The following is a 13703-nucleotide window of genomic DNA, read 5'->3' on the forward strand; positions in this document are numbered from 1 at the left end:
TTATAACAACCACTTAAAATCAAAAGCATTTTAGTGAAAAAACAAAACATGTTTATTTCTACTTAAGAACCTCTATCCATATACCCACAAGCCTTTTATCCTATTTTACCTACCTTTTTTATCCTGTAAAATTTATAATAGCAAAACATGTGGGATGTGGGAGAAATGATAAGAAGATGGAAACTATCTATCGGTTTACTACTCAGTATTAGCCTCATGTTAGGAGGATGCAGTTTTATGAACAGTCAAACCAATAACAAAAAAGCAGAAGAAGATGAAATATTTATGCCTGTCCAAGACTACACAGGCCAAGGTTTTTCATTTGATAACGGTGAAAAAACAGGCGAATTTGCAAAAAAGCACCGAGTAGAGATTATTAAGGTGGTCGATCAATTTTTCAAAAAAGAATATGGTTTAGAAGTAACACCCCATAATCTTGTTGGAGCAAAAAATGCTGTTGTCGTGTTTGTTGAATCCAAGCAAGAACCTTATTTTCATACATCTGTTGTAGTCGGTGTGAATATAGAAAATAATAAAATATCCGATGATGTTTTCGCATATGAAGGCTCTGTGGAAGGGGCTATCATGTCAGGGCTTTATGTGATGGCGTATGAAAAGGAATTTAAAAAGCTGGATGAGTTTTGTGAAATGATTGCGAAGAAATACCCTGTGGTTGGGATGAGGCAAGAGGCCGTGAACAACACAAGGGACACGGGATATACAACCCCTTATTATTATACAAGCACATTATCCATGGATTTTCCGCTTGCTTATAACGCCTATATGAAGAATCATAGTATCCAAAAAAGTGATTTGCGGGAATTAATATTCAAACAACAATTTGAAAGTGAATATGCTCCAGATAAGAATTGCATAGAAATTTCATTAACATTTTATATGAAAAAAAGAAATAGTAATCCTGAGAAAAAGCTCGCAAATGACATTATTCGAGAGTTTAAACAGACAAAAGGATTACCCCCTGGAAATTATGCCGTTTTTAATCAAAGTAATGAAATTAACAAAAAAACAGGATTAGATAAGAGTTATCAAGGAACAACTCCGGGAATTGATGAAATCCTTATTAAACTTTATAAGTAGGTGATTAAATGGAAAATACTTTTATTCATTTAAAACAAACACCTGACCAGAATTTAGTACAGTTGAGTGGATTTAGTATTTACAAACATCCACCAAGAAACAGTGTTGTAGAGGTTAACAAAACCGAATATAAGGTTCTAGACACAAATTATGACACCCTTCCATCCGGCCTTGATGCAGCAGTAGTTCTTGATAATACAACAGGAGAAATCTCCATCATCTACGAAGGCACGCAACCTGAAAAGAACAATGCTGATGTTTTGACAGATGCAAGCTTAGTCTTATCGGATAAAACCGCTGATCAATTCAGAGATGCCCATGCCTATTATAAAGAAATGAAGAAAAAATATAAGCATATTGATCATGTGGCAGGAAATTCACTCGGAGGCGGATTGGCCAATTATGTGGCGGTCAAGGAACAGGTTCACTCTGTGACTTTGGATCCAGCAATGTTGCCAGCGGATGTCGCAAAGGAAATGAAAGACTATAAACATGCGAATATCACTAATTATTGTGGAATCTATGATCCTTTAACACTAGCGGAAATGGCTGGTGGGTACGAAAATCGTATGCCCGGAAAAAACATCAAAATCAATTTCGGTATCAGCTGGTTGAAATTTTTCGCCAATAATCATACAGGTTATGTGAGTGATGAAGAAACTAATACAATAAAAGAAAAAATAACTATTGGAAAAAAGGGAACTCCTTCATATGGGGAAATTCATTTCATGGCAGATGCTTATATCAGCACGAATATTTGGACAGGGGATCCGCTTACCGATGAATCAGTCGGGACTTCACAGAGGATTAAAATTAATGAAGAAAGTATGGCGAAATTAGCTTCCGCTATGGAAACGCAAGTTATGGCATCGTGCAAAACTGCAGATGATTATTTGCAACACTCCATTCGGACAGTGGAATCGGAAGGAAGTCATTTAGATGACCGAAAGACGAATCTCCAAATTCAATTTGACGAATTACTTAGATCCAATCCGATGCTCAATCAATTATTAGCATTTGTTAAAGTTGAAAGTTTGGGTATGTCAATGTTGAAAAAAGTGAGCCCAGCCGGTGGGTTCATGCTAGATTTGTTTCATTCCCCTTTTGCTGAAAAAATAACATCAATCCTAAGCAGCATCAGTCGATTACAAGGATGTTTAGTGAATCTTCCGTTATTAATTGCCCAATTAGGTCAAGCAATTTTAGATTTAGAGGAATGCATTACATCCATCACCCAAAAGGATATTCCACTTCTCTTTAAAGGAATCGATAATCATTTTCTAGATGGTATTGTCGATGAATTAAAAGCACATTATGAAAAAATAGACGTAAATAAAGCGACCGTATTGAAACAAGTTTCAAATTTTAAAACACAAACTGAAGAAGTAAAAGAGATGTTCGAACAATTGGATACTGAAATAGGAAATCGAATAGAGGATGGAAAAGGGGGCGGATTAGAATCTGTTTCTACGAAAATCACCCCATCACTACAGGTGATATGTGAGCCATCACCTTATTTGAAAGCGGGAATGGATATTCGCAGGGAACAGCTTCAATATAATTTTAATCGATTCTCAAAAAACACGATTGCTCAATTGGACCCAATTTTAAATCAATTAGGATCCATTACCAATCAGCTAATTAATGTCCTGTATGACGCTCAAATAATTGTAAAGATCATGAAATTCGAAGCCAGTTTGATTCGTATTCCTTTTGTTTCCTTTGATAATCGACTGAGGGAGAAAATTTCAGAAATGGATCAGATGGTTTCAACTGCCATTGATACATGTGAACATGTGAAAGTGCTTATTGCAAATATCATCGACCATCTACCGGACATTCTCCAGTCTTTCAAACCATACATCGAAATCGCCCTATTCAATGGCACTCAATATGAGGCAGTCATCATATATAATATCTCTGCATTAAGCATCTTAGAGCAAATGAAACTTCAATTTAGGGAAATAAGTTATCAGCTTTCAGAAAACGAAGCAAAGACCATTCAACAACTATTCCAACAAGCGAGTACAATAGAAGGAAATATGGACGTATTGATTGAACAAGTTAAAAGAGGGACATTGTGAGGCTTTTATTAGAAAGGGGACAATGGTCCATCGTCTACGCTATCACCTATTTCCAACTACCCATTAAATGAAGCAAAGCAAGGAAATCGTCCCTTGCCCTATTAGTAAATTAATACCAAATTCATCAGATTATATTGACCTTTGGATTGGAAGCGCTTTAGAATGTGAGTATATAATTGGTTTCATGTTACTGGGCAGGACTAGGCATGGAAAACAAACTTGGGAGTGTCCCAATTGTTTTCTATGCCTTTTTATTTTCATTAGAACAAACCAATTATAGAAAATAAAATTGCGAAGAAGGAAGGGAAGATTTTTGAAATTTAGACATTGGATCAAACTCACTATTGTTTTCACTTTGATTTTTAGCACCGTGATTAGCTTTAAAGCACCTACGACCTTCGCAAAAGAAAAGTATCCATTAGAGTATGAAATTTACCCTATACCTCACAAAGTATCCTATCACAAAGGAGAGACGAAATTAAATAAACCGATCCGCGTGATTTATGATGATACGATTGATTCTGTAACAAGAAAAAAGGTGAAAACCATATTGAAACAAAATGGTTATCCAACCCCGACAGTAGGGAAGAAGCCGTCTGCCGATAGAATCAATCTATTGGTTGGGACGAAGAGTTCAAACGGTCCCGTTGATCAATATGCCTCCAAGCATCTGAAAGGGAAAGGAATGGATTTTTCTAAAATTGATGCCTATCAACTAGAAATTCAAGATAATACGATTACAATTTTAGGAAAAGACACGGATGCAAGTTTTTATGGCGTTGTGACGCTAGATGCTATTTTAAGCCAACTAAAAAACAAAAAAGTACGAAACTTATCGATTCAGGACTATGCAAACACAAAAATTAGAGGATTTATAGAAGGATATTACGGAATCCCTTGGAGCAATGAAGACCGAATGTCATTGATGAGATTTGGCGGAAAATATAAAATGACGTCTTATATTTTTGCTCCAAAAGATGATCCTTATCATAGGGAAAAATGGGATGAATTATATCCCGCTGAAAAGTTATCCGAAATTAAGGAAATGGCACAAGTCGGAAATGAAAACAAGACACGGTTTGTTTGGACGATTTCCCCGTTAGGTGAAGTTGCTAAAATTGCCCAATCTGGCGGAGATCCGATGTTGAAACTAAAGGAAAATACGAAAAAAATGCTGGCTAAATTCGATCAATTATACGATGTAGGGGTGCGGCAATTCGGTGTTTTAGGCGATGATGTCGGCAGTCTTCCAACCGATTATGTTGTCTCCCTAATGAATTCCGTACATGATTGGGCAAAAGCAAAAGGAGATGTCTATGATATTTTGTACTGTCCAGCAAGCTACAATTCCAGCTGGGCTTGGAATCCTTCAGAATTGAATGCTTATGAAAAAGGATTTCCTAAAGATATTCAAATCTTCTGGACTGGGTCAACGACATGTGCACCAATTGAGCAATCTACCATTGATACGTTTAAAAATAAGAGCAATGATGGTGTCGAAAGAAGAGATCCCTTATTCTGGCTAAACTGGCCAGTCAATGATGTGGATATGTCACGCGTATTTTTAGGAAAAGGAGAAATGCTTCAACCGGGAATTAAGAATCTTTCCGGTGCTGTAACAAATCCAATGCAAGAAGCGGAAGCATCGAAAATCGCTCTTTTTGCGATTGCAGATTATTCATGGAATACGAAAGACTTTAACGCTCAAAAAAGTTGGGATGACAGCTTTAAATATATTGAACCAAATGCAACGAAACAGCTGCATACATTAGCAAAACATATGTCGGATGCTAACCCTAATGGTCTTACCCTCTCTGAAAGTGAAGATATAAAAGAATTGCTCGAGACCATCACATCCAAATTGAATAACGGAAAATCATTAAAAAAAGTTGCGCCGGAAACGATAAACGAACTCAAAAAAATTGCAGATGCTGCGAATGGATTTTTAGCAAAAACTAAAAATAAAAAGCTGAAAACAGAGTTAACACCTTTTGTGAAAGCATTAAGAGATATGGTATTAGCGGATATTGAATTTATCAGAACAGAGCTCGCGATAGAAGCAGGAAATAAGGCGAAAATCTATAAACACTTTTCAAAGGCGTCGATTTTACGTAAACAAAGCTTAAATTATGATCGTCCAACTTTAGAAGGTACATTGAAAACAAAGCCGGCTAAGAAGAGACTGCAGCCATTTACTGATCAATTAGAGAATAAAATTTCATCAAAAGTAGCAAAGATGCTTGATATCCACTAAATAATGATGGGGCGGCGGACCACAAGTCCAATGTCCCGTTTTCTATAATCGGGGACGCGATTTTGCAGTATTTTCAAACGGGGAATGCGTCACAAAAACCAAAGTATGATGCACAAACAGGAATCTATGAGTCACAAATAGAAATCTATGATCCACAAACAGAAAAAAGGTAGAATCTCGAACGATGTATGCGTCACAAAAACCAAAGTATGAGTTACAAACAGGAATCTATGAGTCACAAATAGAAATCTATGATCCACAAACAGAAAAAAGGTAGAATTTCGAACGACGTATGCGTCACAAAATCCAAAGCATGATGCACAAACAGGAATCTATGAGTCACAAATAGAAATCTATAATCCACAAACGGAAAAAAGGTAGAATTTCAAACGGGGCATGCGTCACAAAAACCAAAGTATGATGTACAAACAAGAACCTATGAGTCACAAATAGAAATCTATGATCCACAAACGGAAAAAAGGTAGAATTTCCAACAATGTATGCGTCACAAAACCCAAAGTATGATGTCCCCGTCTTATAGACACAAATAAAAGAAATTTTTAAAATGATCTCTTTGTTATATAATAGTTGGAAGGAGGTGATAGGAAAATGAATGTTGATAAAGTTGAAAATATGCTATCACAATTAATTAGAATGGTAGGAACCCTTCAATCTGATGTAAAAACTCTTCAATCAGATGTTAAATCCATTCGGGCGGAGCAACAAGAAATGAAGAAAGAACAACAGGAGATGAAGAAAGAGCAACAGGAGGTGAAAAAAGAACAACAAGAAATGAAACAAGAACAACAAGAAATGAAGCGTATCCAGCAAGAAATGCAATCAAAAGGAGAGGAACGGCATAAAGAAATAGTAAAACAATTGAAATCTTATCAAATTGATCAGGACTTCATATGGGAAAAAACAGCACGGAATGAAAGGGAAATTAACAATATTAAATGCAAATTAGGTTAACCACGTAAACCTTCAACCATAATGCTGCAGAAAAATCCTCTTTGGAACATGGAGACGGTTTTCATGTTCTACCTTCCTACTTACAAGAAATTACAGAAAAAAGGACGGTACTTTTACTTCAATGAAACAGTAGAAGAACCGTCCGGATTTTTTATTCGTTTTGTTCTTGAGAAATGTTTTCAGCGGTTCCTTCCAAGTTTTCTTGGGTTCTTGGTTGTCCTCTGAAAAAGAAGTCCCATGGATTTCTTCTTTCTGGTTGAGTGTGATGAGGACGCTCCTGTATAACTTCAACATTTTTTGCATGTATGACAAGGTTATCCACATGGATGACCTTTTCGCGTTTTTGATTAGACATAATTCCCCTCCTTTTCTCCTTCCTATTTATTAATGGTATTCAATAAATAATAAATGGTATGGGCGCCGACAGTGGTTCCGGTCCATTTTTCCGACTATTTAACAAAGGGTATTAAAAACATATTCATTACGAGCGTAAAAATCACGATGTGGGGATTGAAGTGGGAAAGATTTTGGAGAGGTTTACAATGTGATATCAAAAACGGACACTGAATCCGTTATTTTTATAAAATGAACCTACGGAACCGGTGTCCGCCAAACTCGACTAAATCAAGATTGCGCTTCGGTCTGCTTCCTTTCCCCCTAAACATTAATCAAGTAAACGATTGGTTTCATCCACGGACATAACTTTCGCAGGTTTCCTGATCCCGTCCGTATTTAATTCCCCGGTTACATGGCATACATTACATGTATACTGTCATCCTTTAACATCAGAAAGCATACCGGCCCCTTCACAAGCCTTGCATGTAATTTCTCTATTTATCATCTTCATCCCTCCTGAATTGGACTACTATTTTTGCCGATTTTTCATATAGTTGATTAATCCACCCGCCTGCGTTGCGAAAGTAAATGTTTCCTGTTAATTTTATACCCCAGACTTTTGGCATTTTTACGTAAAAAATTTTGTGTAATGTTTGATGACATCACATACACTCCTAATCATTCACTTTTTTTCCTAGTTAGTTTTTTGACCTGACTTGAGGAACAATCCCGCTCTTTCCATTTTTAGGACTTTTTCACGATTGAATTCAGTTTTTATCATAAGTAAAATTAAATAGAATGGAAAATTGATGCAAAAGTAAGGGATAATTTTCTTACAGTCGACAGTAGTGTTGAAACTTCCTAGTTTATTACGTCATGGAACGAAAACCTTATCTGTTTGGAAACGTGAATCCATTGCGGAGGTGAAAGAATGAGTGATGTGGAAAAAGCCGTCAACATTTTAAATCATGAGATATCTAGACTTTCTGGAATAATGTCTGAGAATGAATTAAAGATAAAACGCTTATGGAAAGCAAAGAGCAACATCGAAAATGATCAAGAGGAGCTTATTCATCACCAAAAAAAAGTTTATAAGCCTGAATTTTCATCTAATACTTGGGCAGGTAGGCATGCTTCTAAGCATTTGAACATACTTGATAGAATTAATAGAAGTTATAAGCAGATAGCCAATAATCAAGTTGAAGATGTGATCGATGCCATTGAATCGAAAATTAAACAATTGGAGAGTGAAAATCATCATCTTATGAGTTCTGTTATTTCAAAAAGGAGAGAACTATCAGGATTAAGAAATTAGACGAATGGAGAAAACAATGCAGGAGATTAAAGTAGTAAAAAGTGAAATAGAACCTATATTGCGCGATTTAATTGCAGTGACAAATAGGCTAGATTTGAATCAACCAAAAACGGAGTTCCTAAAGTCCACCCTTAGCGTCATTAATAAAATTGAAGACATTGAACAGAACTATTATGAACTCCTTAAAAAATATAAATCCCTTTTACTTACTACTGAAAATGAAGCATGGTCTGCTATTGAAAGGTTTATTGAAGCGGAGAATAAAATAGCGGATAGTACTTTTGGTAAGGAGACCGTGCGATGAAAATTTTGAAAGTATCCGAGCTTACTCATGCAATTGATCTTATCATTATGAAAAAGAAAACGGAAAAAAAGCAACTTCTGGCTATTCATAATGCAGTGAAAAAAGTTATTGGATTGGACGATGCTTTAAAGGGCGAAGGCGGAAATGCCATACGGGAAAATTTCACGGTTCTTCACATACCTGTTCTTTTATTATTAGAAGAATTCCTTGATCGCTATATCGATGAACTACGGGAAATTAAAAACGTCGTAGAACACTATGAATCCCAGGATGGACTTGTCCGTGAGGATTTCATTGAACACGATGCCAAGCTCGGTCTTACCAAGGTAGAAGAAAGATTACATAATACCTTACAAAACATTCAGCATCATTTGAGTTCGGTCAATGATTTGGTAGCCGCTCCCACATTCAACACACGAACATTTGACACATATATAAGCGATGCAAAAGCACATCTTCGTGAAACAATTGACGATTTAGACCACCTCGATCATAACAGTACAACTAAGCTAAACCCCTCCACCGAAAAATTGCAGGAAATCCAGCAATATACAGGGAAAATCAGCAACTGGACAAAGAATGGAATATTCTTAAGTGAAAAAGAGGTTGGTGAAGCCGGGGAATCACTAAGCGGGGATACATTCCAGAAGATGGTTGATGACTTAGGGCTGGTTACTTTAATTAGAAACACAGGAGTTAGTTTTGGTGCCGCCATCATGAATTCTGGTAAACTCCTAAGAATTGGTGATTTGCATTTTAAAATGTTTAAGCACAAAGGCAAAATTTATATTAAAATTAAAGGTCAGGAACTTAAAAATATAAGAGATTATGAGAAATATCGTAAATTACTCGTAGAAAACCTTGGTGGTAAGTGGAAATGGAATCGTGACTTGGTAACAGAGCTCGTTAATGGAGGAATTCCTCTTTATGATAAGATTGGTAATAAGTTATTTCGAACAAATAGTAATAAATTTACGAATAGCCAATTTGAAGATTTAAGAAATTATGTAGATCGAGTAGATCAATCTAAATTAAAGGTTGCAAGCAAAACATTTAAAGATGAAATGAAAATTTGGGAGAGTTTTAAAGGTTGGAAAAGCGCTTCAAATTTAACCAAACTTGGAAAAGGTACTGGAATTTTAGGTACCGGCCTTACTGTGTATGATGACTTTGTAGGTAATTTTTATAATGATAAAACAGGTAAGTGGGAATATACGGGTGGAAAGCAAATTAAGAAATTCGCAGTAGATACAACGATTGATCTAGCTGCAGGTGCCGGGGCTATGGCAGCTGGAGCAGCGTATGGATCAGCGCTCTTACCTCCTGCTGGTACGGTAGTAGGTGCGGTAGCAGGTGCTCTAGTTTTTGGCGTAACAAACGTAAAAATTCCTATATTAGAACCGCCACAAAGTGTAGTCGAAGTAACAAAAGACATTGCTAATAAAGCTGTTGATAAAGTTTGGGACTGTGCAAAAGATGTCGGAAAAACACTTGATAAGATTTTTTGGTAAAGTTGGAGGTTTATATGTTAAAAGAGTGTGTTGAAGATGATTTTTATGAGTTAAGGATGGTAGCAGTAGATCGGTTAAGCCCTGATGGCATTTCTGTATTTTTCTGGGGTGCTTTCGCAATAAGTGCCGTAGTAACAAGCGTGCTGGCTTTGGGGATTTTTGGGAGTAGCCACCATGTCACAAGCATTTTTTGGGTTATAATTGCGAATGTTAGTATTGTTCTTTTAATAACCCAATTATTATTTACATTTTTGTATTCAAAGGAAAAATACGCCTATCGTTTTCAAAGATTGCAATCAATATTATTGAGTATTATTTCATTAAAAACGTCTACTGAATTTTATTTAGCTCTTCTAATATTTTGCATGGGAAAAAATGTACCTAATAACATTAGGACTACTGCTATTATTTTATGTATTGGTGGGCTAATCTATTTGATTGTTTCAACAATTAGAGGTATCCAAAGGGTTAGAAAAGGTGAATTTCGCAAAGGTGGAAAAGGATTATATAATTTTGCACAGTCAAAAGCTCAAATCAGTTTTCCCATCGTATTTGGTGTTACGATGCTCGGGGGATCAATTTTCAAGGTGTTATCCGATTCATCAGTCAGCTTTGGTCCATTATTACAATTGTATTTTTTTCTTTTATTATGTGTTGTCTTTCAATACGCCGTTGCCTTTGCCTGGCCAGAGTTTTTCTTACTTACTTATTGTAAATTCAGGTTTGATTCGTTCATCATCCCAATGCCTAAGCGACCTATTAAAGAAAATAAAACCACCAAACGGACCAAGACTAGGAAGAATCAAACATACCTAGTGACCCATCATAATAAACAAAAGAAGAAATCAACTGAAAAGAAGGTCGGTGGAGGAAAAAAATGAAAATCAAACGGTGTCCGATAATTTTTCATAATGTAATAAGTACTTCCGCAAGATGTAAAACAAACGGGTGGCACATTGTAGCAAGAGACTTTCGAAATGCCATTATTAAAAATGGATTATATAGCACTGGCCCGATTATTTACAAAGTCTCTCATTTTGATAAATCAGTGAGTGAGGCTGATTATACGTTTTATATGCCAGTGAATACATCTATACAAATGGAGGATAATGACAAATATCGATTTGATGAATTGTGGAAGTTTGATGACGGTTTAGCGTATAGACATGCAGATGTAGAAGATGACATTGAAGAGTCTTACGAATTACTTCATGCCTCTGCTAAAGCATATAATCTGAAATTAGAGGAAACATTTTACCATATTTATTTAGATGTGTACGGAGAAGGGATCATTGATATTTACGCACCGATAGTAAGGGAGGCATAAGATGATCAATCCTAAAGATGCGATCCGTTATACTAATGTCCTATCTAAGCGCGTTTATTTCCACTATACAGAAATTGATAGCATCTTGAAGCAGTTTTTACATGAAGTAATTCAACAAAAGGCAAGGATAAAGGGACCATTATTCTATTCAATAACGAACGTTCCTATGGACGAAATGGTGCATGCTGAATTATTTATGCCTATTAAAGAGGATAGCATTGTAACAATGGAAGATTACTATTTTCATAGTTATTATAACGTTGAGGACATGCTCTCGATTTGTTTATTTGACCATTTTGAACAGAAAACAGAAATAGCTTATCACATGTTATTGGATTATATCGAGCACAATGGATTAAATCAAATCACCCCCTTTTATCACGTTATATCAGGTGACGAAATATTCCAATATGTATTTATAAAAGTTGGAGTCTCGTCGTAGAAACAATAAGAACACATTTGTAAATATGGAGGCATGTAAATGTTAAAGGAAAATGATATTATCAATTATTTAAAAGAACATGATCTTTACGATCCAACTGGACAAGACAAAAATGTATGTGGAGTAATTATGCCATCAACTTTGGATTATGTTTTATATGGTGCTGGATCAGTCCTTTCGACAAAGTTCAATGTCTTAAATTACTCAGATAAAGGGCTTGTCATCATTCCAATCGATAATCTTACCGGAAAAATCGTACAGAACGCACATGTTTTCATTCCAAAGGATCAAATTACTAATATTGAATTAAAATCAAAACTTGCAAGTTATAAAGTGAAATTTGATACTGCCAACGGCTCAACTAGTTTTAAAGTTAATAAAGTAATGATTGGTGCCGGCTGGCATAAAAAAAACCTTCAAAGTTTTTTAAGTTCAGTAGGTTAAGAGGAAGGAAACAGTGGGGGATGGCCTATTGCTTTGTTGATGTGTAATAGGCCACTAATGTTTTTGTATCCTTTCTGATGTTTGCTAGCCTCCATAAGGAAATGTTTATACATATGAACTAGTACGAATGAAATAGGAATTTTGAACTCTCCCAAAAATGTATAGATTTAGGTATGATGGTAATATATATCCATTATTTAGAAGGGGACATGAACTGTGAAAAAGCTTTTATATGTATTCTTATTTTTGTCACTCATTTTGGCGGCATGCTCGAAGGATGTTTCACAGTCACCAAATGCGGATAAAGACAAAAAACAGTCCACTGAAGTGAAACAAGTAGAGGAAAAGTCAGAAAACGAGTACACGGCAAAGGAAGTTAAGTATTATGACATTGAGATGCCGAAACGTGAATTATCAGATATTGAAAAAGAATTACTTCGTTATCCTGGAAAATACAGCGGCGATCAATACGACGAAGAAAAAGTAAAAGAAGCACTGGATCAGTTGCCTGATGACTTAACGAAGGAACAGTATATGGAGGAGTTAAAGTTTTTATTGAGCGAGGATTATCATAAAGAAATGGAAACATTATTAAACTTTGATTCTACTGTTAATATTTCTGTTGATCGACCTGATGAGTCAGTTGAGATACCGGGCATGAAAACCGCACATTACGCCATTTTAATCGATGCTAGTGGGAGTATGAAAGCTTCTGTTGGTGGGAAATCAAGAATGGAAGTAGCAAAGGAAGCGGTTCTTGAATTCGCTGAGCAAATTCCGGAAAATGCCACCATTTCAATGCGAGTTTATGGTCATAAAGGCACAGGAAGTGATTCTGATAAAAAAATGTCTTGCAGCAGTTCAGAGAATTTTTATAATGGTCGCTTTGACAAGTCAAAATTTAACCAATCATTGAAAAAGGTAAAACCAGCGGGTTGGACGCCTATTGGTCTTGCGTTAAATAAAGTAAAAGAAGATATTCCTAAAAATACGGATGAGGTTGTCGTATATGTAGTAAGCGACGGCATTGAAACATGTGGTGGGAACCCAGTCAAGGCCGCAAAAGCGTTAGTGTCGGCAGATATTGAAACGGTTGTAAACATAATTGGGTTTGACGTAGATAATAAGGGGCAGAAATTACTGAAAAATGTGGCGAGTGCTGGAAACGGTGAATTTACGTATGTTAATTCGGAACGTGATTTGAAAAAGTATTTACGAGCACAATATGAAGAAATTCAAAAAGCATGGATCGAATGGAAGGAAGAAGGAAAAAGAAAAGCAATTGACTTAAAAGAAGAAAAGAAAACATTAGCAATAAACACGAAGGAAAGCATGAAAGAAAAAAGCATTCGTGAAAAAGAACGAATGAAACAAGCAGGGGAATATTTAAAAACGCGATTTGAGGATTACAGTCATCCGGCTAGACAATTATTCTCTAAAATTGTTAGTTATGGGGATAGTAAATGGAAGTATGCAGTCGATACAGGTAACCTTATGTGGAGAGAAGTTGTCGATAATGGCAATGATGAGTGGAGGAAATTTGTAGATGAGGGAAACAAAAAAATTAAAGAAACGATTGATAAGAAAAATGGAAACTAAAGCAAGGGACTACTAAA

Annotated in this window: 13 protein-coding genes; 12 read left to right on the forward strand and 1 reads right to left on the reverse strand. The window is 35.9% G+C overall.

The genetic code is table 11. The features are described from left to right. The first annotated feature begins 237 nt into the window (after window positions 1–237). From B5V89_RS12500 to B5V89_RS12515, 4 genes are all read left to right on the forward strand, one after another. On the forward strand, window positions 238–1098 hold the full coding sequence (locus B5V89_RS12500) for a DUF1672 family protein (RefSeq protein ID WP_181294668.1): 861 nt from the start codon (window positions 238–240) through the stop codon (window positions 1096–1098). A gap of 8 nt (window positions 1099–1106) precedes the next feature. Continuing rightward, a complete protein-coding gene (locus B5V89_RS12505) occupies window positions 1107–3182 on the forward strand; it encodes an SA1320 family protein (RefSeq protein ID WP_108072280.1) in 2076 nt (691 codons plus the stop codon). A 313-nt stretch (window positions 3183–3495) separates the two neighbouring features. After that, a complete protein-coding gene (locus B5V89_RS12510) occupies window positions 3496–5436 on the forward strand; it encodes a glycoside hydrolase family 84 protein (protein WP_142406525.1) in 1941 nt (646 codons plus the stop codon). A 609-nt stretch (window positions 5437–6045) separates the two neighbouring features. Further along, window positions 6046–6408, forward strand: a complete 363-nt coding sequence (locus B5V89_RS12515; RefSeq protein ID WP_066228120.1) for a hypothetical protein — start codon at window positions 6046–6048, stop codon at window positions 6406–6408. A gap of 151 nt (window positions 6409–6559) precedes the next feature. Here B5V89_RS12515 and B5V89_RS12520 read toward each other — a convergent pair whose 3' ends face one another. Continuing rightward, complete coding sequence (locus B5V89_RS12520) at window positions 6560–6763, reverse strand: hypothetical protein (protein WP_066228119.1); 204 nt, start codon at window positions 6761–6763, stop codon at window positions 6560–6562. A 912-nt stretch (window positions 6764–7675) separates the two neighbouring features. Here B5V89_RS12520 and B5V89_RS12525 point away from each other — a divergent pair. The 8 genes from B5V89_RS12525 (at window position 7676) to B5V89_RS12560 (ending at window position 13686) form a co-directional block, all read left to right on the forward strand. Further along, window positions 7676–8059, forward strand: a complete 384-nt coding sequence (locus tag B5V89_RS12525) for a YwqH-like family protein (protein WP_066228116.1) — start codon at window positions 7676–7678, stop codon at window positions 8057–8059. 16 nt (window positions 8060–8075) lie between these two features. After that, on the forward strand, window positions 8076–8363 hold the full coding sequence (locus B5V89_RS12530) for a DUF5344 family protein (RefSeq protein ID WP_108072284.1): 288 nt from the start codon (window positions 8076–8078) through the stop codon (window positions 8361–8363). Continuing rightward, on the forward strand, window positions 8360–9874 hold the full coding sequence (locus B5V89_RS12535; RefSeq protein WP_066228112.1) for an LXG domain-containing protein: 1515 nt from the start codon (window positions 8360–8362) through the stop codon (window positions 9872–9874). The genes B5V89_RS12530 and B5V89_RS12535 overlap by 4 nt, the downstream gene beginning before the upstream one ends. A 14-nt stretch (window positions 9875–9888) precedes the next feature. Then, window positions 9889–10755 (forward strand): hypothetical protein, encoded by an 867-nt coding sequence (locus tag B5V89_RS12540; protein WP_066228109.1) that lies wholly within the window; start codon window positions 9889–9891, stop codon window positions 10753–10755. Next, the gene (locus B5V89_RS12545) at window positions 10752–11201 is read left to right on the forward strand and encodes a DUF5085 family protein (protein WP_066228107.1); all 450 of its coding nucleotides are present in this window, start codon (window positions 10752–10754) and stop codon (window positions 11199–11201) included. Before B5V89_RS12540 ends, B5V89_RS12545 begins: the two co-directional genes overlap by 4 nt. 1 nt (window position 11202) lies before the next feature. Then, window positions 11203–11643: a DUF5085 family protein gene (locus B5V89_RS12550; RefSeq protein WP_108072286.1), complete on the forward strand. Its 441-nt coding sequence runs from the start codon at window positions 11203–11205 to the stop codon at window positions 11641–11643. Between the two features lie 39 nt (window positions 11644–11682). After that, on the forward strand, window positions 11683–12087 hold the full coding sequence (locus tag B5V89_RS12555; RefSeq protein WP_108072288.1) for a hypothetical protein: 405 nt from the start codon (window positions 11683–11685) through the stop codon (window positions 12085–12087). Window positions 12088–12303: 216 nt separating this feature from the next. Then, window positions 12304–13686 (forward strand): vWA domain-containing protein, encoded by a 1383-nt coding sequence (locus B5V89_RS12560; protein ID WP_108072290.1) that lies wholly within the window; start codon window positions 12304–12306, stop codon window positions 13684–13686. Window positions 13687–13703: the final 17 nt, after the last annotated feature.

It is taken from the genome of Heyndrickxia sporothermodurans (genome assembly GCF_003055045.1).
GTDB classification, from domain to species: domain Bacteria; phylum Bacillota; class Bacilli; order Bacillales; family Bacillaceae_C; genus Heyndrickxia; species Heyndrickxia sporothermodurans.